Origin of the sequence: Streptomyces sp. NRRL F-2580 (genome assembly GCF_000720115.1) — a bacterium.
In the GTDB taxonomy this organism is placed as follows: domain Bacteria; phylum Actinomycetota; class Actinomycetes; order Streptomycetales; family Streptomycetaceae; genus Streptomyces.
The window spans coordinates 111,441-136,757 of sequence record NZ_JOIR01000014.1 but is presented as its reverse complement, the minus strand read 5'-3'; the positions used below and the strand labels follow the sequence as shown (position 1 = coordinate 136,757).

Annotated in this window: 22 protein-coding genes and 1 pseudogene; 14 read left to right on the top strand and 9 right to left on the bottom strand. The window is 72.5% G+C overall.

The window, feature by feature from the left end; all coding sequences use genetic code 11:
* Positions 1-264: 264 nt before the first annotated feature.
* Together IF88_RS0118050 and IF88_RS47285 are read right to left on the bottom strand one after the other, a co-directional pair.
* Positions 265-627: a hypothetical protein gene (locus IF88_RS0118050; protein WP_030712769.1), complete on the bottom strand. Its 363-nt coding sequence runs from the start codon at positions 625-627 to the stop codon at positions 265-267.
* Complete coding sequence (locus IF88_RS47285; RefSeq protein WP_030712768.1) at positions 605-994, bottom strand: hypothetical protein; 390 nt, start codon at positions 992-994, stop codon at positions 605-607. The genes IF88_RS0118050 and IF88_RS47285 overlap by 23 nt, the downstream gene beginning before the upstream one ends.
* Positions 995-1,039: 45 nt before the next feature.
* On the opposite strand from IF88_RS47285, the gene IF88_RS0118040 reads away from it, so the two are divergent.
* Both IF88_RS0118040 and IF88_RS0118035 read left to right on the top strand, forming a co-directional pair.
* Positions 1,040-1,363 carry a hypothetical protein gene (locus tag IF88_RS0118040; protein WP_199808091.1) on the top strand — a complete coding sequence of 108 codons (324 nt, stop codon included), beginning with the start codon at positions 1,040-1,042 and terminating at the stop codon, positions 1,361-1,363.
* Positions 1,364-1,557: 194 nt separating this feature from the next.
* Positions 1,558-3,003, top strand: a complete 1,446-nt coding sequence (locus IF88_RS0118035) for a glyceraldehyde-3-phosphate dehydrogenase (protein WP_030712762.1) — start codon at positions 1,558-1,560, stop codon at positions 3,001-3,003.
* A 44-nt stretch (positions 3,004-3,047) separates the two neighbouring features.
* Here the strand turns inward: IF88_RS0118035 and IF88_RS0118030 are convergent, their stop codons facing one another.
* From IF88_RS0118030 to IF88_RS0118020, 3 genes are all read right to left on the bottom strand, one after another.
* On the bottom strand, positions 3,048-4,253 hold the full coding sequence (locus IF88_RS0118030; protein WP_030712758.1) for an MFS transporter: 1,206 nt from the start codon (positions 4,251-4,253) through the stop codon (positions 3,048-3,050).
* Between the two features lie 55 nt (positions 4,254-4,308).
* On the bottom strand, positions 4,309-5,343 hold the full coding sequence (locus IF88_RS43645; RefSeq protein WP_078892959.1) for an NUDIX hydrolase: 1,035 nt from the start codon (positions 5,341-5,343) through the stop codon (positions 4,309-4,311).
* Between the two features lie 145 nt (positions 5,344-5,488).
* On the bottom strand, positions 5,489-6,112 hold the full coding sequence (locus tag IF88_RS0118020) for a LysE/ArgO family amino acid transporter (RefSeq protein WP_030712753.1): 624 nt from the start codon (positions 6,110-6,112) through the stop codon (positions 5,489-5,491).
* A gap of 69 nt (positions 6,113-6,181) precedes the next feature.
* On the opposite strand from IF88_RS0118020, the gene IF88_RS0118015 reads away from it, so the two are divergent.
* The 7 genes from IF88_RS0118015 (at position 6,182) to IF88_RS0117985 (ending at position 12,958) form a co-directional block, all read left to right on the top strand.
* A complete protein-coding gene (locus IF88_RS0118015) occupies positions 6,182-7,099 on the top strand; it encodes a LysR family transcriptional regulator ArgP (RefSeq protein WP_030712750.1) in 918 nt (305 codons plus the stop codon).
* A 10-nt stretch (positions 7,100-7,109) separates the two neighbouring features.
* On the top strand, positions 7,110-7,502 hold the full coding sequence (locus tag IF88_RS0118010) for a TOBE domain-containing protein (protein WP_030712746.1): 393 nt from the start codon (positions 7,110-7,112) through the stop codon (positions 7,500-7,502).
* A gap of 74 nt (positions 7,503-7,576) precedes the next feature.
* Positions 7,577-8,659 (top strand): magnesium/cobalt transporter CorA, encoded by a 1,083-nt coding sequence (corA, locus tag IF88_RS0118005; protein WP_051837092.1) that lies wholly within the window; start codon positions 7,577-7,579, stop codon positions 8,657-8,659.
* 19 nt (positions 8,660-8,678) lie between these two features.
* Positions 8,679-8,918 carry a GNAT family N-acetyltransferase gene (locus tag IF88_RS0118000; protein WP_030712741.1) on the top strand — a complete coding sequence of 80 codons (240 nt, stop codon included), beginning with the start codon at positions 8,679-8,681 and terminating at the stop codon, positions 8,916-8,918.
* A gap of 129 nt (positions 8,919-9,047) precedes the next feature.
* Positions 9,048-9,872: a chitosanase gene (locus IF88_RS0117995; RefSeq protein WP_030712738.1), complete on the top strand. Its 825-nt coding sequence runs from the start codon at positions 9,048-9,050 to the stop codon at positions 9,870-9,872.
* Positions 9,873-10,182: 310 nt separating this feature from the next.
* Entirely contained in the window at positions 10,183-10,536 is a 354-nt protein-coding gene (locus IF88_RS0117990; RefSeq protein ID WP_030712736.1) for a DUF805 domain-containing protein, read from the top strand.
* Between the two features lie 202 nt (positions 10,537-10,738).
* Positions 10,739-12,958, top strand: coding sequence for an NADP-dependent isocitrate dehydrogenase (locus IF88_RS0117985; protein WP_030712734.1), 2,220 nt, complete (start codon positions 10,739-10,741; stop codon positions 12,956-12,958).
* Positions 12,959-13,064: 106 nt separating this feature from the next.
* On the opposite strand, the gene IF88_RS0117980 is transcribed toward IF88_RS0117985, so the two are convergent.
* The 3 genes from IF88_RS0117980 to IF88_RS0117970 all read right to left on the bottom strand — a co-directional run bounded on the left by IF88_RS0117980 (position 13,065) and on the right by IF88_RS0117970 (position 17,378).
* A complete protein-coding gene (locus IF88_RS0117980; protein WP_158754443.1) occupies positions 13,065-13,550 on the bottom strand; it encodes a hypothetical protein in 486 nt (161 codons plus the stop codon).
* 141 nt (positions 13,551-13,691) lie between these two features.
* A complete protein-coding gene (locus IF88_RS0117975) occupies positions 13,692-15,956 on the bottom strand; it encodes a terpene synthase family protein (RefSeq protein ID WP_063754809.1) in 2,265 nt (754 codons plus the stop codon).
* A 12-nt stretch (positions 15,957-15,968) separates the two neighbouring features.
* On the bottom strand, positions 15,969-17,378 hold the full coding sequence (locus IF88_RS0117970) for a family 2B encapsulin nanocompartment shell protein (RefSeq protein ID WP_030712726.1): 1,410 nt from the start codon (positions 17,376-17,378) through the stop codon (positions 15,969-15,971).
* 324 nt (positions 17,379-17,702) lie between these two features.
* On the opposite strand from IF88_RS0117970, the gene IF88_RS0117965 reads away from it, so the two are divergent.
* From IF88_RS0117965 to IF88_RS40470, 3 genes and pseudogenes are all read left to right on the top strand, one after another.
* On the top strand, positions 17,703-19,082 hold the full coding sequence (locus IF88_RS0117965; protein WP_030712724.1) for a hypothetical protein: 1,380 nt from the start codon (positions 17,703-17,705) through the stop codon (positions 19,080-19,082).
* An 82-nt stretch (positions 19,083-19,164) separates the two neighbouring features.
* Positions 19,165-19,719 carry a hypothetical protein gene (locus IF88_RS0117960; RefSeq protein ID WP_030712721.1) on the top strand — a complete coding sequence of 185 codons (555 nt, stop codon included), beginning with the start codon at positions 19,165-19,167 and terminating at the stop codon, positions 19,717-19,719.
* A gap of 68 nt (positions 19,720-19,787) precedes the next feature.
* Positions 19,788-20,216, top strand: a pseudogene (locus IF88_RS40470) (LysR family transcriptional regulator); the annotation flags it as partial.
* A gap of 36 nt (positions 20,217-20,252) precedes the next feature.
* On the opposite strand, the gene IF88_RS0117945 reads toward IF88_RS40470, so the two are convergent.
* Positions 20,253-21,482 carry a family 2 encapsulin nanocompartment cargo protein terpene cyclase gene (locus tag IF88_RS0117945; protein ID WP_234323579.1) on the bottom strand — a complete coding sequence of 410 codons (1,230 nt, stop codon included), beginning with the start codon at positions 21,480-21,482 and terminating at the stop codon, positions 20,253-20,255.
* A 274-nt stretch (positions 21,483-21,756) separates the two neighbouring features.
* Between IF88_RS0117945 and IF88_RS0117940 the strand changes: the two genes are divergently transcribed.
* Positions 21,757-23,175 (top strand): family 2B encapsulin nanocompartment shell protein, encoded by a 1,419-nt coding sequence (locus tag IF88_RS0117940; RefSeq protein ID WP_030712709.1) that lies wholly within the window; start codon positions 21,757-21,759, stop codon positions 23,173-23,175.
* Between the two features lie 178 nt (positions 23,176-23,353).
* Positions 23,354-25,150 (top strand): glycoside hydrolase family 71 protein, encoded by a 1,797-nt coding sequence (locus tag IF88_RS0117935; RefSeq protein WP_063754808.1) that lies wholly within the window; start codon positions 23,354-23,356, stop codon positions 25,148-25,150.
* The last annotated feature ends 167 nt before the right edge of the window (positions 25,151-25,317 follow it).

Genomic DNA, 25,317 nt, shown 5'->3' with positions numbered 1-25,317 from the left:
GTTTCATGCGTTGACCACGGCATGGCGGCCGAGGGCTCCGTCGGCGGTGGACGCGCCGGATTCTGGTTGGGCACCGGCCGGACTGCCGCCCCCTCTCCGGCGTGGCCGCAGGCTGGGCGCCCGGGTGGCTGCGTCAGCGCGTGCGGTGAGGTCGCGGTGACGTACGCGCCGTGCCAGCCGGCCGCGACGGGGTACCAACCGACGTTCCCGCTCGTGCGCGGGCCTGGACGTACGGGGCCGGTGCGGACCATGAGCGGGTCGGGGTCAGCCCTGTGCCTTGATGTGGTCGATGACGGTGGTGAAGGCTTCGGTGGGTGAGAAGTCCACGTATTCGCAGTCCTCGAGTGCCACGGGGGCGTGCCCGGGCGGCCAGTAGAAGGCCTGGCCCGCTTCGTAGATGTCCTCCCCGTCCTTCGTTACCATCTTCAGCCGCCCTTTGAGCATGTAGCCCCAGTGGGGGCAGGCGCAGAGGCCGTCGGGCAGGCCGGTCAGGGCCGGCCTCATATCGGTGCCCTGCGGAAACCGGACGAAGGCCACGGACAGGTCTTCTCCGATCGCTTGCGTACGGAGTTCGACGCCTCCGCCTTCGATCACGACCGGTGTGTCATCCCGCGTCGTCGCCGTCATGGCCGTCTCCATTCCCTGGGCTACGGGGAGCGTCCTTCCTCCAGGCTGGCCCCGGCGGCCGGATCGTGCCACGTCGGAGTGGTGGGTCGGTCCGGGCGGCGGTCGGCCCAGGGACGGGCTTGTTCGAGCGGGCCCCGCGAGGCGGAGGAGGGCTGCCCTCGTCGCCGACGCGGCCGAGGAAGTGGACGCCGACGGGCAGGCCGCTGCCGGACCAGAACAGGGGTACGGACATGGCCGGGGGGCCGGTGATGTGGGCGACGACGGCGGGGAAGGCGACGAAGGGTGCGCTCCGCTCGGCGGCGCGCAGTGGTTCGTCCTCGGTGGAGGCCATGATCACCGACGTGTGGGCCTCCGTCGGCTCCGACAAGGTCACCTCCGCTCGTGGACCCACGACTCCGAACTCGGCTGCGCCGTGTACGACGAGACCCCGGACCCGCGGCTCCCGCGCGACCCCGCCGGCCTCGGCGACGGCGCGCGTGCCTTCGCCCGCGAACTGCGCCTGGGGCTCATGCGCGAGCACCTGGACGCGCCGGCCCCGGCAGCCGAGGCGGGAACCCCGGACGCGGCGGACCCGCTGTGCGATTCCGCGGCCGCGTTCGAGGCCTTCGCCGCGTCGGCCGCCGCGCTGGACGCCTGGCACGCGGGCGGCCGCCGCGGTCCCCGGCCGCCGGGCCGGCTGCGCCGCTACGTCCCGCCGGACCTCGCACCGCGCAGCGGCTGCTCGCGGCTCCGCTGAACCGCCTCCTGGTCGGCCCGGACGGCCGCCCGATGGGGATGCGCCGCCGCAATACCTTCTGAGGTCAAACCACCGCAAACAGGGACACCTTTACGCCACATAACGCACGTTCCCGGCCCCGGCGGGTACCGCCTGAGGGGCCGGAGCGGCGTCGGGTTAGCATATGAGCACCGCCTAGCTCGAAAGATAATCCTGTGACTGTCAATGAGGACTCGTTCACCAGCTGGAAGAACCGCGAGGAGATCGCGGAGTCGATGATCCCGATCATCGGGAAGCTGCACCGGGAGCGGGACGTCACGGTCCTGGTCCACAGCCGCTCCCTGGTGAACAAGTCGGTGGTCAGCATTCTGAAGACCCACCGGTTCGCCCGCCAGATCGCCGGTGAGGAGCTCTCGGTCACCGAGACGCTGCCGTTCCTGCAGGCGCTCACCACCCTCGACCTCGGCCCGTCGCAGATCGACATCGCCCTGCTCGCCGAGGCGTACAAGACCGACGACCGCGGCCTGTCGGTGCAGGAGTTCACCGCCTCGGCCGTCGTCGGCGCCACCGGTGAGAACAAGATCGAGCGCGGCGACGGCCGCGACGTCGTCCTCTACGGCTTCGGCCGCATCGGCCGCCTCGTCGCCCGTCTGCTCATCGAGAAGGCCGGCTCCGGCAACGGCCTGCGCCTGCGCGCCATCGTCGTCCGCGGCGGCGGCGAGCAGGACCTGGTCAAGCGCGCCTCCCTGCTGCGCCGCGACTCCATCCACGGCCAGTTCCAGGGCACCATCACCGTGGACGAGGCGACGAGCACGATCATCGCCAACGGCAACAGCATCAAGGTGATCTACGCCAACGACCCCTCCGAGGTCGATTACACGGCGTACGGCATCAAGGACGCCATCCTCATCGACAACACGGGCAAGTGGCGGGACCGCGAGGGCCTGTCGAACCACCTGCGCCCCGGCATCGACAAGGTCGTCCTGACCGCCCCGGGCAAGGGCGACGTCCCGAACATCGTCCACGGCGTCAACCACGACACCATCAAGCCGGACGAGCGGATCCTGTCCTGCGCCTCCTGCACCACCAACGCGATCGTCCCGCCGCTGAAGGCCATGGACGACGAGTACGGTGTTCTGCGCGGTCACGTGGAGACCGTCCACTCGTTCACGAACGACCAGAACCTGCTGGACAACTACCACAAGGCCGACCGCCGTGGCCGCAGCGCGCCGCTGAACATGGTGATCACCGAGACCGGTGCCGCCTCCGCCGTCGCCAAGGCGCTGCCCAACCTCAAGGCGCCGATCACCGGCAGCTCGATCCGGGTCCCCGTCCCGGACGTCTCGATCGCCATCCTCAGCCTGCGCCTGGGCCGCGAGACCACCCGCGAGGAAGTCCTCGACTACCTCCGCGACGTCTCGCTGCACTCGCCGCTCAAGCGCCAGATCGACTTCACCACGGCCCCCGACGCGGTGTCCATGGACTTCGTCGGCTCGCGCCACGCGTCGATCGTGGACGCCGGTGCCACCAAGGTCGACGGCGACAACGCCATCCTCTACCTGTGGTACGACAACGAGTTCGGCTACTCCTGCCAGGTCATCCGCGTGGTCCAGCACGTGTCCGGCGTGGAGTACCCGACCTACCCGGTCCCGGCGGTCTGATCCCGGCACACCGTTCCACCCGCTTTCCCCGTCAGGCCCGGCCGTCAGGCCGGGCCTGTCGTGCTCCCCACCCGTACCGGCCGGCGCAGCAGATAGGCGGCCGCGCCCGAGACGAGCACGGCCATGCAGGCGATGAAGACCAGCCCGGCGCCCTCCAGGCCGAGCGGGTCGGCCAGCAGCCCCACGCCGATCACCGGCACCGAGATGCCCGCGTACGCCACCACGAACAGCGTCGAGATCACCGCCGCGCGCCGGTCCGGCGGCGAGGCCGCGGCCACCGCGGACAGCGCCCCGCGGAACGCCAGGCCCTGTCCGGCGCCGCCGACGAGCGCGCTCGCCACCACCAGCGCCAGCAGGTCCCACACCAGGGCGCCCGCGAGCAGGGCCAGCCCGGCGAGGAGCCCGGCGCAGCCCAGCGGGAGCGAGCGCCCCACCCCGACCCGGCCGACCGCCAGCTGTCCGGCGGTCGAGGCGAAGAAGGCCAGGGCGACGACCGCCCCGCTCACGGCGCGGTTGTGCACGTCCAGGGACTGGGCGAGGAACGCCGGGCTGACCGAGGTGAACACCCCGAACAGGGCGAAGCCCACGAACGCGGCGGTCGCCGCGGGCGCGAACACCGCCCGCACCTGCGGCGGCAGGCCGGGCCGCTGCGGTCGTACGGTGCGCAGCGGCCGCAGCTCCGTCACGGTCTCCGGAAGCCCCAGCAGGACGCCGGCCGAGGCCACCACCAGGACGAGATGTACGGCGAACGTCAGATAGAGGGGCCGGGGGGCGTACTGCGAGAGCACCCCGGCAAGCAGCGGACCGCAGCCCAGCCCGCCCATGTTGGCTGCCGTCGCGACGAGGGTGGCCCGCGAGGCGCCGCCGCGGGGGGCCAGCTCCATCACGTACGCCGTCGCCGCGCCGGTGAACAGCCCGGCGGACAGCCCCGACAGCAGCCGTCCGGCGTACAGCCAGCCCATGCCGGTGGCGCACAGGAAGCAGACGGCGCTGGCCGCCGCGAAGCCCAGGCCGGCCAGCAGCACCGGGCGCCGGCCGACGGCGTCCGAGGCGTTGCCCGCCAGCAGCAGTACACCGATCACCCCGAAGGCGTACACGGCGTACACCACGGTCACCATCAGCTCGGAGAACCCGAACTTCTCCTGGTAGAGGCCGTAGAGGGGGGTCGGCAGGGTGGTGCCGGCCATGCACACGGCGAAGACCGCCCCGCCGAGCAGGCACTGGCGCCACGTGCGGCGATCACCGTCCATGGCGCCGACGGTAACCCGGCGGCCGCTGCCCGGCGCGCTGGGCGGGACCCGCCCGTCAGGGCCGGCCGGCGTGCAGCTCCAGGGGGCCGGTGCCCGTCTCGCGGGCGGTCAGGCAGGCGGTGATCTGGCGCCGCAGGGCCGGTTTGACCAGGCCCGACAGCTCAGTGGGCGCGACGGCGCGCCACTGGAGGAGTTCGGTGTGGTCGAGGCGGATCCGGGCGAGGACGGCGGCGTCGAGGACGCCGCCGTCGTAGAGGAAGCGGATGCGTGCCGGACGGCCGGGCTTGTGCGACCAGTTCACGGCGAGCAGCCGGCCCGGAGCGAGGTCGAGGCCCAGTTCCTCGTGGACCTCCCGCCGGGCGGCGGCGCGCGGGGTCTCGCCGAGGTCGCTGTCGATGCCGCCGCCGGGCAGGTTCCAGCGGTCGCTGCGGCCGTACGCGGGCTGGACCAGCAGGACCCGGCCGTCGGCGGCGGTGAACACCACGCTCGCGGCGGTCACGGCCTTGGGCCGGCTGGCCCGGTGGCTGGCCGCGTCGAGGGCGCCGGAGTGTTCCAGGGCTAGGCGCCGGGCCGGGTCCAGGCCGGCCGGGGAACCCGGCTGCGGCACGCCGTCGACGAGGTGGGCGAAGGAGCCGGTGTGCAGGGCGGCCAGGCCGGCGCGCAGCCGGGGCGCGACGCGGGCCGGCAGGACCTCGCAGGCCTCGTCCGGCCGGAGCCAGCGCGCCTCGGTGACCCCGCCGTCCCGGAAGGAGAGCGCCGCGGCCTCCTCCGGGATCAGCGGCCCGACGAGGTGGACGTGGACGACCAGGGCGCGGCCGAGGGCCCCGGGCGGCCGGGAGTCGACCGCCAGCAGCCGGCCGACGGGCAGGTGGAGGTCGAGGTCCTCCCGCAGCTCGCGGGCCAGCCCGGCCTCCGGGGTCTCGGCGGCCGCGACCGTGCCGCCCGGGAGCTCCGGATCCGCCTCGTCCGAGGGGGACAGGACGAGGACCCGCCCGCGGGTGTCGAGCACGATCCCGGTGGCGGCCACGAGCGGGGCCGGCCGGGCGGCGTGGTACGCGCGCACCGCGTCGGGGGAGGGGCGGTCGGGCACGGAGGGCTCCTGGGCGTCGGGTGGTCGGGCTGTCGCGCCGTCGGTGGTCGGTGGTCGGTGGTGGGTCGTCGGCCGTCGGGGCGCCGGGGCGTCGGCAGCAGCACTATGCCGGGCTCCCGCCGACGACCCGGCGCCGACATGCGGCTCAGGCGCGGGCCAGCAGCAGGCCGCCCATGGTGACCATGGTCGCCGCGACGAGCCCGTCCATGATCCGCCAGGCCGAGGGCCGGGCGAGCAGGCCGCTCAGCAGCCGGGCCCCGTACCCCAGGCTGGTGAACCAGGTCAGGCTGGCGAGGACGGCCCCGATGCCGAAGGCCCAGCGCAGGTCGCCGCGGTCGGCGGCGAGGGAGCCGACGAGCAGGACGGTGTCGAGGTACACGTGCGGGTTGAGCCAGGTCATGGCCAGACAGGTCAGCACGGCCCCGCGGGCGGATCCCGCGGCGGCCCCCTCCGCGGTGAGGGCGGCGCCCGGGGCGGGACGCAGCACCCGGCGGGCGGCCAGGACCCCGTAACAGACCAGGAAGGCGCCCCCGGCCAGGCCGACCGCGGTCAGGGCGGCCGGCCAGGCGGTGACGAAGGCACCGACACCGGCGACGCCGAGGGTGATGAGGGCCGCGTCGGAGAGGGCGCAGATGGCGACCACGGCGAGGACGGCGTGGCGGCGCGCGCCCTGGCGCAGGACGAAGGCGTTCTGGGCGCCGATGGCGACGATGAGGGAGAAGCCGGTTCCGAAGCCGGCGAGGGCCGCGGTGAGGGTGCCGTGTGTCATGTCGTCGACCGTAGGCAGCGCAGGCGGTTCAGTACAGCTAATGATTTTTACGTACCATTAGCACTCGTGATGGATGAGCTTCCTCTGGACCAGGTACGCACGCTGCTCGCGGTGGTGGACGAGGGCACCTTCGACGCGGCGGCCGCCGCCCTGCACGTGACCCCCTCCGCGGTCAGCCAGCGTGTCAAGGCTCTGGAGCAGCGGACCGGGCGGGTCCTGCTCATGCGGACGAAACCGGTGCGGGCGACGGAATCGGGGGAGGTGGTGGTCCGCTTCGCGCGGCAGCTGGCCCGGCTGGAGCGGGACGCGCGCTCCGAGCTGGGCATGGCCGACGGGACGGGCCCGGTGCGGCTGCCGATCGCGGTGAACGCGGACTCCCTCGCCACCTGGTTCCTGCCGGCGCTGACCCGGGTCCCGCAGGACCCGCCGGTCTGCATCGAACTGCAGCGCGAGGACGAGTCGCACACGACGGCGCTGCTGCGGGAGGGGCAGGTGATGGCGGCGGTGACCTCCTCGCCGGACCCGGTGGCGGGGTGCAGCGTACGGCTGCTGGGCCTGGCGCGGTACCTGCCGACGGCCAGCCCCGGGTTCGCCGCCCGGTACCTGACCGGGGCGCCGGAGCGGGACCTGCGGGAGGCGCCGACCATCGTGTTCGACCGGAAGGACGACCTCCAGGACGCCTTCGTCCGGTCGCTGACGGGGGACGCGGCGGCCGGGGCGGGAACGGTGCGGCACTACATTCCGACCTCCGAGGGGTTCCGGGACGCCGTGGTCGCGGGACTGGGGTGGGGGCTGGTGCCGGAGCAGCAGGCGGGCCCGCTGGTGCGGACGGGGGAGCTGGTGCTGCTGGAGCCCCTGCGGCCGATGGACGTACCGCTGTACTGGCAGCAGTGGAAGCTCGACTCACCGGCCCTGTCCACGGTGGCGCAGGTGATCGCGGCGGCGGCCGGGGAGGCGCTGCGCAGCCCCGCACACCGAGGGTTCTAAGCTGCGGGCCATGGAGTCCTACACGATCGGACAGGCGGCCCGGCTGCTCGGCGTCAGCGTCGACACGGCCCGTCGCTGGGCGGACGCGGACCGGTTCCCCACCCGCCGGGAGGGCACGCGGCGGATGGTGGACGGGCCGGACCTGGCCGCGTTCTGCGTCGAGGCCGCGCAGGAGGCCGGCGAGGGCGAGGACGCCCCGTACACCTCGGCGCGCAACGCCTTCCCGGGGATCGTGACCGGGGTGAAGCTGGGCACGGTCGACGCGCAGGTGGAGATCCAGGCCGGGCCGCACCGCGTCGTCTCGCTGCTGACGCGCGAGGCGGTGGAGGAGCTCGGGCTGGAGGTGGGCGCCCGGGCCACGGCGCGGGTGAAGTCGACGAGCGTGTTCATCGACCGCCTCTGAGCCCTGGTGGGGGACGTCCCGGAGGCGATGGCAGACTGGCCGGTGATCCGCCGAAGGGGAGTACGTCCTTGTCCATGTTCAGCAACCTGCGCCGGGCCGTGCGCCGCAGCTACCGGCGCGCCGTCGACCTCAGCCACCCGGCCCGCTCCCCGCTCGGCAGCGCGGTGGTCAACTGCATCGTCTACCGCGACGGCGTGCGCCAGGAGGACTGCGGCGAGGTGGAGGAGGCGCTGCGCCGGGTCCGCAAGGCGGGCGACGGCTTCGTCTGGATCGGCCTGCACGAGCCGTCTCAGTCCGAACTCGCCGGGCTCGCCGAGCTCTTCGGCCTGCACCCCCTCGCGGTCGAGGACGCCGTGAACGCGCACCAGCGCCCGAAGGTGGAGCGGTACGACCACACGCTGTTCTCCGTCTTCAAGACCGTGCGGTACGTGGAGCACGAGGAGCTGACCGCGACCAGCGAGGTGGTCGACACCGGCGAGCTGATGGCCTTCACCGGCGAGGACTTCGTCATCACCATCCGGCACGGCGGCCGCGGCACCCTCGGCCCGGTCCGCGAGGAGCTGGAGGCCTCCCCGGAGCAGCTGGCCAAGGGGCCCGCGGCGGTCCTGCACGCCATGGCCGACCACGTGGTCGACGACTACGTGGCCGTGACGGACGCCGTGCAGAACGACATCGACGCCGTCGAGACGGCGGTGTTCAGCGAGAACGGGGGCCGCGGCGACGCCGGTCGGATCTACCAGCTCAAGCGCGAACTCCTGGAGCTGCGGCGGGCGGTGGCGCCGCTGGGCCGTCCCCTGGAGCAGCTGGCCACGCAGCCGATACCGGTCATCCCGCCGGAGATCCGGGCGTACTTCCGGGACGTGGCCGACCACCTGACCCGGGCCACCGAGCAGATCGGCGCCTACGACAACCTGCTCGACTCCATCCTCCAGGCGCACCTCGCGCAGGTGACCGTCGCCCAGAACGAGGACATGCGCAAGATCACGGCGTGGGCGGCCATCGTCGCCGTCCCGACCATGGTCTGCGGGGTCTACGGCATGAACTTCGACCACATGCCCGAACTGCACTGGACCTACGGCTATCCGCTCGTCCTCGGCGTCATGGCCGTGGCCTGCTACGTCATTCACCGCGGCTTCCGGCGCAACGGCTGGCTCTGACCCGGGAGCGTACGCGACGGTGGACCTCGCGACGGGCCGGATCGCCGGCTCGACCCGGCTCACGGCCATCAACACGGCACGCAACAGCAGGTCGCGGGCGGCGATATCCGGGCTCGGTGCGACGCTCGAGGGAGCCCTGCGCCACCACATGGTGATGCGCGACGGGTGGATCCGCGACAGCGCGGTCCACAGCATCACCCGTCCCGAACGGCCGGACGTCAAGCGGCAACTGACGGAGCGTCTCGCCCGCCGGGGCTGACACAGCGGGGCGGTCGCCGTGTGGCGCACGGGTCTTGAGCTGTCATCAGCTCTGGTAGTAAAGTTTCCTAACGAAGTCGGGACGCCTCAACTACCCCACGGAGGCCTTGTGTTCACCCCCCACCGCAAGATGCTCGCGATCGGCGCCCTGCTCGGCAGCGCCCTGCTCGCCGTCCCCGTCACCGCCCACGCCACCGCAACCCCTGCGGCCCCCGCCCTCACGGCGGAGACCGCGGCGGCAGCGGCCGCGGGACTCGACGATCCGGCGAAGAAGGAGATCGCCATGAAGATCGTCTCCAGTGCGGAGAACTCCTCGCTGGACTGGAAGGCGCAGTACAAGTACATAGAGGACATAGACGATGGTCGTGGCTACACGGCCGGCATCATCGGCTTCTGTTCCGGCACCGGCGACATGCTCGACCTCGTCGAGTACTACACGCAGGTCAAGCCGGGCAACGTCCTCGCCAAGTACCTGCCCGCCCTGCGCAGGGTCGACGGCACGGACTCGCACGCCGGCCTCGACCCCAACTTCACCAAGGACTGGGCGAAGGCCGCCCAGGACGCCGAGTTCAAGAAGGCCCAGGACCACGAGCGCGACCGGGTCTACTTCAACCCGTCCGTGCAGCAGGGCAAGTCCGACGGGATCGGCGTGCTCGGCCAGTTCATCTACTACGACGCCATCGTCATGCACGGTGACGGCACCGACCCCACCAGCTTCCGCAACATCCGCAAGCGCGCCCTGTCCAAGGCCAAGCCCCCGTCCCAGGGCGGCAACGAGACCGCCTACCTCAACGCCTTCCTCGACGCCCGGGTCTGGGCCATGAAGCAGGAGGAGGCGCACAGCGACACCAGTCGGGTCGACACCGCCCAGCGGGTCTTCCTCAAGAAGGGCAACCTGAACCTCAACACCCCGCTCGACTGGAAGGTCTACGGGGACTCGTTCCACATCGGCTGATGCCTGCCGGGGCCCGGTCCGGGCTCTCCTCCCGGGGCCCGGGCCTCGGTGTCGCGGTGCGGTAACGATGTGGGTAACGATCGAGGTGGCTGTCGGGGTGTCAAGTAGGCGCGCGGCGAGGATTTTTCGGACTATCGAGGACATGAGGTCACTCCTGTGCTCCGCAGTCGCATCATCGGTGCCGGAAATCGTCCGGTCCAGCCGATTTGGCTTCGCGCCAACTGGCTTGACCGTGACGTAAGGGGGGCATAAGTTCTGCCCCGGCTTGCTCCAGCAGGACGGGCCGACCAACCGTCCTCTGGGGGGACCCATGAACTACTACGTCGACGTTCTCAAGAAGTACACCGTCTTCTCCGGCCGCGCCCGCCGCCAGGAGTACTGGATGTTCTTCCTCTTCAACGTGGCCGCGCTGATCGTCGTCTCGATCCTGGACGCCGTCATCGGCACCTCCCCGTGGCTGTACGCGCTCTACGCGCTGGGCACCTTCCTCCCGAACCTCGCCGTGACCGTGCGCCGCCTGCACGACACCGACAAGTCCGGCTGGTGGGTCCTCATCAGCTTCGTGCCGCTCGTCGGCTTCATCTGGCTCATCGTCCTGCTGGCCACCGCCGGCAACGACCAGCCGAACCAGTACGGCCCGAACCCGAAGGCCGTCACGGTCTGACCTGGCCCGTAGGCCTTCACGGCTGAGCGCCGCCCCGGCTGGGAACAGCCGGGACGGCGCTTTCGCCGTTCCGGGGGGACGGGCGTGACACGCGTCTCCCGGACTGGCGGCAGGGGGCTGTCCAGTCCGGCCCGATCACGAGATATCTTGATGTCGAGCAATGTTGCAGACGAGAGACGCAGACTGTGGAGCGGAGCATCCGGTGACTGACTCGACCATCATCTACACGCACACTGACGAGGCCCCGGCCCTCGCGACGTATTCCTTCCTGCCTGTGATCCAGGCGTACGCGTCGACGGCCGGTGTGAATGTCGAGACCCGTGACATCTCCCTGGCCGGTCGGATCATCGCCAGCTTCCCCGAGTACCTGGAGGAGAGCCAGCGGATCGCCGACGCCCTCCACGAGCTCGGTGAGCTGGCGAAGACCCCCGAGGCCAACATCATCAAGCTGCCCAACATCTCGGCGTCGATCCCGCAGCTCAAGGCCGCGGTCGCCGAGCTCCAGGGCCAGGGCTACGCCCTCCCGGACTACCCGGACGACCCGAAGACCGACGAGGAGCGCGAGATCCGCGCCCGCTACGACAAGGTCAAGGGCAGCGCCGTCAACCCGGTCCTGCGCGAGGGCAACTCCGACCGCCGCGCCCCCGGCTCGGTGAAGAACTACGCCAAGGCGCACCCGCACCGCATGGGCGCCTGGACCCCCGAGTCGAAGACGAACGTCGCCACCATGGGCGCGAACGACTTCCGCTCCACCGAGAAGTCCGCCGTGATCGCCGAGGCCGGCACGCTCCGCATCGAGCACGTCGCCGCCGACGGCGCCACCACCGTGCTGCGCGACTCCGTACCGGTCCTCGCCGGCGAGGTCGTGGACGCGTCCGTGCTGCACGTCGACGCCCTGCGCACCTTCCTGAACGAGCAGATCGAGCGTGCCAAGGCCGAGGGCGTGCTGTTCTCCGTGCACCTCAAGGCCACGATGATGAAGGTCTCCGACCCGATCATCTTCGGCCACGTGGTCCGCGCCTTCCTCCCGAAGACCTTCGCCCGCTACGGCGAGACCCTCGCCGCCGCCGGCCTGTCGCCCAACGACGGCCTCGGCGCCATCCTCAACGGCCTGGGCGCGCTGCCCGACGGCGACGCGATCAAGGCGTCCGTCGACGCCGAGATCGCCGAGGGCCCGGCCCTGGCGATGGTCGACTCCGACAAGGGCATCACCAACCTGCACGTGCCGTCCGACGTCATCGTCGACGCCTCCATGCCGGCCATGATCCGCACCTCCGGCCACATGTGGGGCCCGGACGGCGCCGAGGCCGACACCCTCGCCGTCCTCCCGGACAGCAGCTACGCCGGCGTCTACCAGGTCGTCGTCGACGACTGCCGCGCCCACGGCGCCTTCGACCCGGCCACGATGGGCTCGGTGCCGAACGTCGGCCTCATGGCCCAGAAGGCCGAGGAGTACGGCAGCCACGACAAGACCTTCGAGATCGCCACCGCGGGCACCGTCCGCGTCGTCGACGCCGCGGGCAACACGGTCCTGGAGCAGGAGGTCGCCGCCGGCGACATCTTCCGCGCCTGCCAGACCAAGGACCTGCCGATCCAGGACTGGGTCAAGCTCGCCGTCACCCGCGCCCGCGCCACCGGCGTCCCGGCCGTCTTCTGGCTGGACGAGGACCGCGCGCACGACGCGCAGCTGATCGCCAAGGTCAAGACGTACCTCGCCGAGCACGACACCGAGGGTCTGACCATCGAGATCCTCTCCCCGGTCAAGGCGACCGCGTACTCCCTGGAGCGCATCCGCCGCGGCGAGGACACCATCTCGGTGACCGGCAACGTGCTGCGCGACTACCTGACCGACCTGTTCCCGATCCTGGAGCTGGGCACCAGCGCCAAGATGCTGTCGGTCGTCCCGCTGATGAACGGCGGCGGCCTCTTCGAGACGGGCGCCGGCGGCTCCGCCCCGAAGCACGTCCAGCAGCTGGTCAAGGAGAACTACCTGCGCTGGGACTCCCTCGGTGAGTTCCTCGCGCTGGCCGTCTCCTTCGAGCACCTCGCCACCACCACCGGCAACGCCCGCGCCCAGGTGCTGGCCGACACCCTGGACCGGGCGACCGGCACCTTCCTCAACGAGGACAAGTCGCCGAGCCGCAAGCTGGGCGGCATCGACAACCGCGGCAGCCACTTCTACCTCGCCCTGTACTGGGCGCAGGAGCTGGCGCGCCAGACCGACGACCCGAAGCTGGCGGCGGCCTTCGACCCGCTGGCCAAGACGCTGGCCGAGTCCGAGGAGAAGATCGTCGGCGAGCTGATCGCGGTGCAGGGCTCCCCGGCCGACATCGGCGGGTACTACCAGCCCGACGCCACGAAGGCCGCGGCGATCATGCGCCCGTCCGCGACCTTCAACCAGGCGATCGCGACCCTGGGCTGATCCCGGCCCCAGGCAGTCGTACGTGTTCCGCCCCGGCCGGCCTCGCGCCCGGCCGGGGCGGACCCGTGTCCGGGCCCGGTGATCGCGCCGGGGCCCGCGGAGCGGGTCAGAGCTGGTGGATGCGTTCCTGGTCGAACGCGAGCGGGGAGCGGCCGGCGGCCAGGATCCGCAGCCCCGGGGCCACGGACAGCAGGTTCCGCAGCCAGGCCAGGGCGTCCGGGCCGAGCTGTTCCGCGCCGTCCAGGACGAGCAGCATGTCCCGTTCGGCCAGCCACGAGGCGGTGTTCGCCGTTCCGCAGGGGAGGGCGCGCGTGCCGGGTAAGCAGCCCGGCTCGGCCCTCGGCCCGGCCGTCAGCTCCGCCGTGAGTTCGCGGAGGCCGTAGCCGCCGTGGAGCGGGTCCATGGCGACGACGGCCACTCCGTCGTAGAAGTTGGACGCGAGGCGGCGCGCGATCTCCCGCACCAGCAGGCTCCGCGGCTCGCGCAGGCCTCCCGCCACGGTGAGCACCCGTCCCCGTCGGACGGCGGTGAGCAGGCGGGACATTTCGGCGGAGGTCGCCGGAAGCGTTCCGGTGGACCTGGATTCCCTCATCGGCACGATGCCCCCCATTGCATGCGTGACCAAGTGCGGCAAGAGGGTTCATTCGAGCCGCGTGACGACGATTATGCGCCACTTGCGCCGTAAGACCAGGGGAATGTCGCATTCCGGCGAGAGGGTCTTCAACCCCGCAGGTCAGGCCCACGCAGGGTGGTGCGGTGCCGGCGGCAGCAGCCGGCCCCGGCCCGGCGGGTTCGGCGTCACGGCGCCCGCCGCCACGGCCGGGCGGTGCGCGTGGTGGCGCTTCAGGTCCTCCTCTCGGTAGCGCCGTGTCTCCGCGTGCCAGACCGCGATCCCCGCGATCCACCGCTTCAGCTCGTCCACGTGGCGGTCGAGGGCCGCGCGGGCCGCCGCGTCCAGCCCGTGGTCCGCGTACATGACGGGCAGTTCGTTGGCCACCACGTGCTCGAACTGCTTCATCCGCGCGGTCATGAGGTCGTTCACGACCCGCAGCGCGGTCGGGTAGTCGCAGTCGAAGAAGTTCTCCACGACGATCAGCAGGTTGTGCAGCTCCCCCTCGTACTCCGCCTCCTTCTGGTACGAGTACACGTCGTTCATGACGGCCGAGTAGTCGAAGGCCGCCGCCTGCAGCGACTGCATGGCCGAACTCCCGTACACCTCCTCCGGAACCACGTCCACGTGCGCCATCCGCGCGAGCGAGATCGTCATCGGCGACCCGAAGGTGACCCGGCGCATCTCCAGGTAGTCCACCGGGTCCGGGACCCGGTTGGCCGCCTGGTTGTCCAGCTCCCACAGCCAGCTGTCCAGCACCTGGTCCATGGCCGAGCGGAACATCTCCCGGCCGCGCGTCCCCATCGGCGCCGCCGTGCGCCGCCACAGGTCGGCCAGCCCCCGTTCCATCGCGTTGGCCGGGTCCGGCGGCGCGGACAGGTCGAGCGGCATGCAGGCGCGCAGCCGCCGCGTCTGCGCCCGGGCGGCGGCCGGGGCCCGGGTGGCGCCGAAGAGCAGCGGAAAACTGTCGTCGGCGTACGTGCCCCAGCTCAGCCAGCCCGCGCTGATGTCCAGCGTCTCCGCCGAGCACGTCGGGTCGATGCCCGCCGAGCACAGCGCGAAGTCGTACCCGCGCGCCTTCTCCTCCCACCAGACGCCCTCGTCCAGGATGCCCATCGCCCGGTTCCACTCGATGAGCCGCTCCCGGGCGCCCGCCAGGTGCGGGTTGAGCACGTTCCGGTACGGCAGGTAGAACTCCGGGATCACCGAAGGCCCCACCGGGTGCGGGACGTTGGAGTGCCGGCGCACCCGCCGCGCGCCGCCGGTCAGCCCCAGCAGCGCCTTCACGTTGGCGCCGGTGGTGCCCAGCCCGGAGGGGCCGGGCAGCCACCCGGGCAGCCTCGCGTCCGCGCGGTCCGGCCGGCTCTTCGTGTACCGGCTGGAGCGCATGTGCCACTCGTGGCCGCCGGACTGCCAGTCCTGGAGTCCGCGTGCGTAGGTGAGGACCGCGAGGATCCCGTCCGGGCCGAGGCCCTTCTCGGCGAAGAGCACGGGCAGTTCGGTGAAGAAGGTGCTCTCGAACTGCTGGAGCCGCGAGGTGATCATGTTGTTCAGCTGGTCGGCGGCCTCCTGGGTGGTACAGCCGAAGAACCGCTCCAGGACCAGCACCCCGTTGCTCAGCTCCCCCTCCTTCCCGATCTCCCGCTCGTACGAGAACAGGTCGTTGCGGAAGTGGACCGAGTCGGCGAAGCAGTCGCGCAGCACGCGCAGCGCCCGCTCCCCGGAGACCGACGCGGGCAGCTCCACGCCCACCGCGTGCTCGACGATCCCCGCCGACCAGGGCGCGCCGCCCACCTTGCGGCGCTGCTCGACGTACTCCATCGGGTTCGACACCCTGCCGATGTTGATGTTGTCGAGCTCCCAGAGCGACTCGTCGAGCAGATCGCGGGTGCTGAGGGTGAAGCGTGCGATCCAGTCCGCCGAGTGGCCCGGTACCGTACGCCGCCACAGGTCGGCGAGGCCCGCCTCGACCGGATTGGCGGGCTCGGGCATCGCGGCGCGCGGATCGGCGGGCATGAACGGCGTGAGCCGCTCCAGGGCGGCCCGTCCCGCCGCCCGGTCACCGGTGCGCTTGAACCGCTCCAGGAACCAGTCGTCGAAGAAGAACACCCACACGTACCAGTCGGTGACGAGCGAGAGCATCGGGCCGTCGCACTCGGGGTGGGTGTAGGCGCACAGCAGTGCGTAGTCGTGTGCCTCCAGGTCGGCCGGGCCCCACACGCCCGAGCCGTCCAGCATCCCCAGCTCCGCGGCCCACGCGCGGGTGTGCGTCCGGGCCTCCTCCAGATGGGGGTTGAGGCGGGCGGGGTGCGGGAGGTAGAACTCGGGCAGCTCGAAGGGCGGCCCCGAAGCACTCTCCTGCGGGTCGATCTCCTGGCGAGCGGTCATGACGAGGCCCCCTCAGTCGTCGAATCGGGAGATCTCCACGTTCTCCAGCACCCCGACGGCATCGGGCACCAGGATCGCCGCGGAGTAGTAGGCGGTGACCAGGTAGGAGATGATCGCCTGCTCGTTGATGTTCATGAACCGCACGGACAGGCCCGGCTGGTACTCGTCCGGCAGCGCCACCGGGTGCAGCCCGATGACGCCCTCGTTGTCCTCCCCGGTGCGCAGGACGAGGATCGAGCTGGTCCGCTCCGGCGTCACCGGGATCTTGTTGCAGGGCAGCAGCGGCACTCCCCGCCAGGACGGGACCCGGTGGCCCTGGAAGTCCACGCTGTCCGGGTACAGGCCGCGCCGGCTGCACTCGCGGCCGAAGGCGGCGATCGTGCGCGGGTGAGCGAGGAAGTACTGCGACCCGCGGCGCCGGCTGAGGAGCTCGTCCATGTCGTCCGGGGTGGGCGGGCCGGTACGGGCGTAGACGCGCTGCTCGTAGTCGGCGTTGTGCAGCAGCCCGAACTCCGCGTTGTTGATCAGCTCGCTCTCCTGACGCTCCCTCAATGCCTCTACTGTCAGCCGGAGTTGCTGCTCCGACTGGTTCATCGGCTTGTTGTAGAGGTCGGCGACCCTGGAGTGCACCCGCAGCACGGTCTGCGCGACGCTCAGCTCGTACTCGCGCGGGTCCAGGTCGTAGTCCACGTACGTGCCGGGCAGCATCACCTCGCCCGTGTGACCGGCGGACAGGTCCACCGCGTCGCTGCCCCGGCGGCCGACCCGCTCGGCCTCCAGGTAGGCCTCGGCGTGCCGGCGCAGCGCGGCGGAACCGTTCAGCGCCGCGTCCCAGTCGCCCCGGTTGAAGGTCATCGTCACCACGTCCGTCTGCGCCCGGGCGGTGAACTCCCAGCGGGCGTCGGGCAGCGGGTGGTGGCCGAAGTGGTCGCCGTCGCTCAGCACGTCCAGGCTCGCCTCGTCCCCGTAGGCACCGGTCCCGAGCCGTTCGATCCGCCCGTGGGCGATGAGGAAGATCTTGTCGACGGGCTCGCCGCGCCGCACGATGACGTCGCCCTTGCGGAACTCCTCCTTCACGAACCGGTCGGCGATGGCCTTGACCACCTGGTCGTCGGGGAAGTTCCGGAGCATGCCGAGCTCGCGCAGCATCGGCGGGATGACACGGAGTTCGGTCCCGGTCTTCACGAAGGTGATCCGCCCGTCGCCGAGGGTGTAGCTCACGGTGCGGTTAACCCGGTACGTACCGCCGCCGGTCTGCACCCAGGGCAGGATCCTCAGCAGCCAGCGCGAGCTGATCCCCTGCATCTGGGGCGCGGACTTGGTCGTGGTGGCCAGATTCCGGGCGGCCTCGGTGCTCAGGCTCTGCCGGGCGGCGGCGGTCAGGTGCTCGGCGTTCGCTTCGGTGCTGGGGTCGACGGACATGGCGGGCCTTCCTCTCGGTCGGTCTTCCTGGGAGTGGCGCGGGTGCCGTGCGCGACGGTGGGGTGTCCTGCCGGTCCGTGCTCCCTCCGGGGCCGAGCGGGGGGTGGTGTACGGGAGTGACCGGAAGGGGCGGTCCCGCTCCGTGCGATCTGCTGTGCTCCCGCACGCCAGGGCCACGCGGTGTGACCGTGAGCCACCCGGCGCACACGTCTAGTTAGGGGCAGGACGGCGTCACCCGGTACATCCGTCCCGGCTCCACCGTGTTGAATGTCCGACCGCGTTGAATGGATGGACACGTGTACGAGCTGGGCGGTTCTGATGGCCATGCGTGAACCCAACGGACGACTCCGCACCCTCCTCACCGACGCGCGCTGGAGCGGGCAGGACTTCGCACGCGCCGTCAACGGCGTCGCCGCCGAGGCCGGCCTCACCCTGCGTTACGACCGCACCTCCATCTCCCACTGGCTGGCCGGCACCCGGCCTCCCGCGCACGTCGTCGCCCTCGCCGCCGAGGCCCTCAGCCGGCGCACCGGACGGCGCGTCAGCCCGGCCGACACCGGACTCGCACGGCCGGCCGGCGCCGCCCGGGCGCGCGAGCACACCCGCCCCGGCCCGCACGGCGCGCAGGCCCTCGCGCCCGACCTCTCGGCGGTGGCCGCCGGGGTCTGCGAGGGCGCCGCGGATGCCGCCGGCGCCGGCATCGAGGCGGCGGCGCTGCTGGGCGAGATCCCGGTCTACTCCTCCGCCTGGCGGCCCCCCGGCCGGCCGCGGCCGGACACGCCCGCTCCGCCCGCTCCGCCCGCCCGGCCGGCCGGGCGGATCGGGCAGCACCACGTGGAGGCCGCCGAGGCCGTGCTGCCGGTCTTCCGCAACGCCGACATGATGTTCGGCAGCGGCCTGGCCCGGCCGGCCCTGACCCGCTACCTCGCCACCACCGTGGCGCCCTGGCTGCGCGCCGACGCCGCGCCCGCGGTGCGGCACCGGCTGCTGGGCTGCGCCGCACGGCTCGCGTACACCGCCGGCTTCCTGTGCTTCGACGGCAACCAGCACGGCGTGGCCCAGGCGTACTACCGGGCGGGGCTGCGGCTCGGCCAGGAGGCGGGGGACCCGCGGTGCTGGGCGCCCGTCCTGCGGGCCATGAGCGTCCAGGCCCACCACCTGGGCCACCGCAAACAGGCGTGGGAGCTGGCGGAGGCGGCCGCCCGCGAGGTCGGACGGCTGCCCACCCTCCAGGCCGCCTTCGTCACCGGGCAGTTGGCGGTCGCCGAGGCCGGCTGCGGCGACCGGCGGGCGGCGGTGGCCCGGCTGGGCGAGGCGGAACGGCTGCTGGAACGCTCGGCCGGGCAGCGGGCCGCCATCGGCGACTACCATCACGCGGCGCTCGCCCACCAGCAGGCCGAGGCGCTGGCGGCCCTCGGCGACGCGCGCGGTGCGATCATCGCGCTCGGCACCTCCCTGCGGCACCGGCCCCCCGGCGAGCGCCGCGCCCGGGCCATCACCCTGGCGCGGCTCGCCGAACTCCACCTGAACCAGGGCCATCTGGAACGGGCCTGCGCCACCTGGCACGAGATGCTGGACGCGGTGCCCCAGCTGGACTCGGCGCGGGTGGACGACGCCGTGGGCCGGCTGCGCGGCCGCCTCCAGCCCGTCGGCGGCAACCGCACCGCGCGGGCGCTGCTGACCCGCCTCCGCGGGCTCGGCTGAGGAGGCTCCAGCCCGCCCCGGTGGGACCGCCTTCGCACCCGTAGGGTCGGATCTGCCGCACCGAGCGAAGGGGGAGGAGCCCATGGGGACCTACCGGCAGACCGTGGTGGACCTGGACGCCTCGGCGGAGGAGGCGGCCGCCCGCGGCGAGCACGGCAAGGGGTGGCTGGAGGCGGAGGGGTTCATCCGCCCGGTGCCGTGGCGGGGCGAGGTGGTGTACCTGGCCGGTCCACGCTGGCGGGAGGCCGTCGACCTGGTGCACTGGGACCGGCGCGCCCGGATCGAGGGGCTGGAGGAGGAGCCCGGCGACGAACTGCGCGTCGTCGTGGGTCGTACGGTCCTCTGCGCCGGCCAGGGCGACGCCCCTTCCGCGCTCTGCCCCCACTGCCGAAGCGCCGCCCCCGACTGGCCCGGCGAGGCCCTCGACGCCTGGTACACCACGGGCGCCGCCGACCTCGACTGCCCGGCCTGCGCCCACCGCGCTCCGCTCGCGGACTGGAACTGGACCGACGACTACTTCGCCTTCGGCCCCCTCGGCTTCCAGTTCGACGACTGGCCGCCCCTGCACCCGCGCTTCACCGCCGCCCTCGGACGGCAGCTGGGCCACCGGATCCGGGTGGTCAGCGGAAAGATCTGAGGGGCGGTTCGGCGGTTCGCGAGTCGTCCGGCGTGTCAGGTGGTTCAGGAGAGGACGGTGGGCTTGAGCGTCCGAGCGCACCACTGCTCGAAGCCGGTGGGGGAGGCGGTGTCCGGGGTGCGGGCGACGCCGCCGCCCAGCACGTCGCGGTCAGCCGCCGCAGCCGGTTCACGGGCCCCCTCGACACCGCCCTGGCCGAGCAGGACCTCCACCGGCGGGTCGGCGTCGTCCTCCCCGGCCACCTGGCCGCCATGACCCTCGCCGCGCGCAGCGACATCGTCTGCCTCGTACCCGCCGCACTCCCCGGCGCCGCCCCCGCACCCCTCACCGGCGACGCCATCGCCCTCGGACTGCACCTCCTCGACATCCCCCTGGCGCTGCCGCCCGTGACCGTCGGCATGGCCTGGCACCCCCGACACGCGGCCGACCGAGGCCACCACTGGCTCCGGGGCGCCGTGCGCCGAACCCTGCGCGCACCCGGCAGTCCGACCGCGTGACCGACCGGGGCGCCGGGTCCTGGGGCGGGGCGGGCGCTAGGGCGTGCCGCCGCTCGGGGGGCCGTGGTAGCGGGGGCTCGTGGCGTGCCACTCCTTCGCCCCGCCCATCCAGTTCCAGATCCCCTCCAGGAAACGGCCGAGCGCGGGCGAGCCGAGAGCGGCCAGCGCGGCCGACTCCGCCTCGACGGCGTGCATCACCTCGTCGTGGACCGCGGCCGTCCGGTTCACCGCCTCCTGGAGCGAGCAGTGCTCCTCGGCCGCGATCAGCCGGGGCAGACTGGTGTCGTCCGGATCCTCCCGGGCCATCGAGTACAGGTCGTTGAGCAGGCAGGTGGCGACCCCCGCGTACATGTACGTGCGCCGTACCCGCGCGTCCGCGAACTCGTGCGCGGGGACCTCGTACCCGCCGACCGGATCGGTGAGGCCCATGCAGGGGAAGAAGCCGTTCTCGTACCGGTGCAGCAGGTACTCCCACACCGGCGGCCGGCGCGCGGACGTCCGCCACTCGGCCTCGTGGTTGTACCCGACGAACATCACCGCCAACTGGTAGCGCAGCCGGGTCACCTGGGTGGGGGAGGCGAACTCGGCGAGGTGGTTCAGGGCGGAGCGGAAGGCGCGCAGCACGGGTTCGGCGGCCACCCGGTCCTCGAACTGCCGCTCGTGGCGCGGCGGCAGCCGCACCGGGTCGACCACGGCGTGCGCGAGGGCGGTGCGCAGGCCGATCAGCCGCGGGTCGGCGTCCTCCCCGTCATCGGCCCAGTGGTCGTCGACGGCCCACTCGGAGAGCCCGCACCGGGCGGCCGCGAGCAGCCGGCCGGGGTCGTCGCAGTCCGGGTGCGCGAGCATCATCAGCCGGCCGAAGTGGCACGAGCGCAGCATGTCCAGGCGCCCGGCGTAGATCCCGACGTCGTCGGCCCACCGGACGAGTTCCTCGTTCACCGCGTCGGCCAGCGCCGGGTCGTCCCGCACGGCGTCGGGGCAGTACAGCGGCGGGATGACGATCCCCGAGCCGGTCCGGGTCCCCTCGGTGCGGGTCCCGCCGGTCCGGGTCCTGCTGGTATGGGTCCTGCTGGTATGGGTCCTGCTGGTATGGGCGCCCGTACGGGCGCCCATACCGGCGGGGCCGGGATCGGCGCGCGGGGGAGCGGCCCCCAGTCCGCTCCGGCCGCCGAGCAGCCGGCTCAGGACCTCCGCCGGATCGGCGGACGCGGCGCCGGGTCGGCCCGGGGCGTGAGCGGGGGCGCGGTCCATGGCTCCTCCTGTCATGGCTCCTCCTGCGGGTCGGCACACCCACCCATGGAGCGGGGACGGCCCCCGACCGCGGTAGGTCCGGCGCCCCGTGCGCCCGTTGAAGATCCGGCGGCGTTGAAATCCTGCACGGATGTACGCACGCCCGCGAGTTCGCACAGACGTGCAGGCCTTCAACCGCCGGGGATTTTCAACAGCCCCCGGCCCGGCGCCGCTACCGCGCCCGGCTCCCCGCGCCCCACGGTGAGCGTGCAGCACGCTCCGCGTGGAACGACGCAGGGAGGAACCCCGCATGACCGCAGAGGCGCAGCCACTCCTGGACCCCGCAGACGAACGGCAGCTGAGCCTGAGCACCGCCGCGGCCCGCAATCTCGCGACGACCACCAAATCCGTCCCCCAGATGCAGGGCCTCAGCTCGCGCTGGCTGCTGCGCATGCTGCCCTGGGTGGACCTGGGCGCCGGCACCTACCGCGTCAACCGCCGGCTGACCCACGCCGTCGGGCGCGGCCGGGTCTCCTTCGTCCAGGCCGGTGCGGACGACGTACGCATCCTTGCCCCGACCCTCACCGAGCTGCCCGTCCTCAAGGGCTACGCCGACTCCGCCGTACTGGAGGAGCTGGCCCGGCGCTTCGTCAAACGCGACCTGCGCGCCGGAGACGTCCTCGTCGAGGCGGGCGCCCCCGTCGCCGAGGTGTTCATCATCGCCCACGGCCGCGTCGAGAAGAGGGCGTCGGGCAAGTACGGCGGCAGCGAACTCCTCGGCGTGGTCGCCGACGGGGACCAGCTCGGCGACGACGCGCTCGGCCAGGCCGACCCGCGCTGGACGTACTCCGTCCGGGCCGCCACCGCGGGCACCGTCATGGTGCTGCGATGGAGCGCCTTCCAGGAGGTACTGGGCCGCGCGGACAGCCTGCGGACCCACCTGGAGCAGTACGTCGAGAACGGCAGGCGGCCCGTCAACCGGCGGGGCGAGGCCGACATCGAGCTCGCCTCCGGCCACGCGGGCGAGGCCGTGCTGCCCGCCACCTTCGCCGACTACGAGCTGCAGCCGCGCGAGTACGAGCTGAGCCTCGCCCAGACCGTGCTGCGGATCCACACCCGGGTCGCCGACCTCTACAACGACCCGATGAACCAGTTCGAGCAGCAACTGCGCCTGACGGTGCAGGCGATGCGCGAACGCGAGGAGTCCGAACTGCTCAACAACCGGGACTTCGGCCTCCTCCACAACGCCGACTACGGACAGCGCATCAGCACCTGGTCCGGCCCGCCCACCCCCGACGACATGGACGACCTGCTCAGCATGCGCCGGGGGACCGCCTTCTTCCTCGCCCACCCCAAGGCCGTCGCCGCCTTCCTGCGCGAGTGCAACAAGCGCGGCCTCGCCCTCGACACCGTGGAGGTCCACGGCAAACAGGTGCCCGCCTGGCGCGGGGTCCCGCTGCTGCCGTGCGGGAAGATCCCGGTCGTGGGCGGCCACACCAGCTCGATCCTGGCCCTGCGCACCGGTGAGGACAACGGAGGCGTCATCGGCCTGCGTCCGGCCGCGATCCCCGAGCAGATCGAACCGGGCCTCAACGTCCGCTGCATGGGCATCGACCAGAAGTCGGTCATGTCCTACCTGGTCAGCTCCTACCACTCGGTGGCGATCCTGGTACCGGACGCCATCGGGATCCTGGAGAACGCCGACATCGCCGCCCCCCGCTCCGACTGACCCGACCGCCCGCTCCGACGGCCGGCGTCGCCCCGCGTCGGCACGGCGGCGTAGTTCCGGTGGTCCGGGTGACGTAGGTGCCCGGGCCCGGGCACTCGGGAACGGTTGTCCGCACGCCGGTAATGGGCTCTACTGCTGTGCAGCCCCCGCTCGGGGCATATGCGCGGGAGGGACCAGCATGACAGCGGACCGGCGAACGGGGCACGGGACGGGGCACGGGAGGGGCCGCGGGAGGCGGCGCCCGACCCGCGCGTCCGGCACGGCCGGCGGGCCCGGCGACGGGCCCGGCACGCCCCGGCCCGCGTCGCACCGCCGTCGGCCGGTCTTCCGCGGGCGAAGACCGCTGCTCGCCCTGCTGCTGTCCGCCTTCTTCCTGGTCGGTGTCTGCGCGGCCACCGGCATCGCCTGGGACCCCCTCAACGGAACGTCCGTACAAGGCGGTCCGCTCCCGCCCGCCGACGTCCCCCGGGCCACCGATCCCGCCGGCGGCGCCACGGCCGACGCCACCGGCCCGGCCACCCCGCCACCGGCCGGCACCCCGGCCCCCACCAAGGGCGCGGCCGCCAAGGGCAACCCCAAGGGCGCCGTGGACACCGGGGTCGAGCGCCCCTCCGGCGCCCTGCCCTTCGACATGCCGCAGCCGGCCGCCCTGCGCTCCGGCGAAGCGGGCAAGAAGCTGGTGTTCGCCCACTACTTCACCCCGTACCCGCTCTCCCTCGACAACACGAGTGCGGACAACGACTACTACACCCGCAACTACCTCGACCCCGACGGCGAGAGCGGGAAGCACGGCAAGTACGGCGGCCTGCTGCGCGACCGGCCCCTGCCCGTGGCGCCGAAGAGCGGCGACTGGGAGTACGCCAACCTCCAGCAGGAGGTGCGCACGGCCCGCGCGGCGGGCATCGACGGCTTCACCCTCGACCTGCTCTCCCTGTCCGGCAAGAACTGGGACCGTTCCAACCTGCTGATGGCCGCGGCCCGTTCGGTGGATCCGGCATTCAAGATCATGCTGATGCCGGACATGACCTCGCTGAAGACCGACGACCCCCGCGAGCTCGCGAAGGCGATCGCCACGCTCGCCGACGCCCCCGCCGCGCACCGGCTCCCCGACGGCCGGCTCGTCGTCTCCCCCTTCAAGGCGGAGGCGAAGAACGTCGCCTGGTGGACCGAGGTGATCGGGGCCCTCAAGTCCGAACACGGCATCCGTACCGCCTTCGTCCCGCTCTTCCTCGACTTCGGCGCCCACAGCGGCGAGTTCGCCCCGATCAGCCATGGGTTCTCCGAGTGGGGCAGCCGCAGCTACGTCGGCCAGGAGAGCTCCACGCGCGACGTGCAGCGGGCCCACGGCATGGGCAAGATCTGGATGCAGCCCGTGTCGGTCCAGGACGCCCGCCCCAACCAGGGCATCTACGACGAGGCCGGCAACACCGCCACCCTCCGCTCCACCTGGACGCACGCCATCGAGGACGGCGCGGACTGGGTGCAGCTCACCACCTGGAACGACTACTCGGAGGGCAGCCAGTTCGCACCCTCCCTGCACAACGGGTACGCCTACCTGGACCTGAGCTCGTACTACCTGACCCGGTTCAAGACGGGCAGCTGGCCGAAGATCGTCCGGGACACCCTGTACCTCACCGCGCGCACCCAGTTCGCGAACGCCGACCCGACGGGCGACCAGTCACTGGTGATGTCGCTGCGCAAGGGGAGCGCCCCGCCCCGGGACGCGGTGGAGGTGCTCAGCTTCCTCTCCGGGCCCGCCGTCGTCCGTACGACCGTCGGATCCGTGAGGGGCAGCCACGAGGCGCCCGCCGGGATCCACTCCCGGCTGCTGCCGCTGAAGGCGGGCACCACCTCGGCGCAGACCGTCCGCGAAGGCGAGGCCACGGCGAAGGTCGACCTGCCGTACCGGGTGGACCCCACGGTGGAGGTCCAGGACCTCCAGTACTACGCGGCGACGAGCGGCCGCGAGCCGTAGGCGGCATCTCAGCCCTGCCGGCGTTTGAGGCATGGGGGTCCCCCCGGACGGAGTCTGGGGGAGGGTCTGGGGCGGAGCCCCCGGGGCCGGCGCGGCAGCGCGGCCCGTCGGTGGCGGTCTACCGGCCGCGGCGGCCGCCGGGAGATGATCCGGGCGGCACCCGCGCC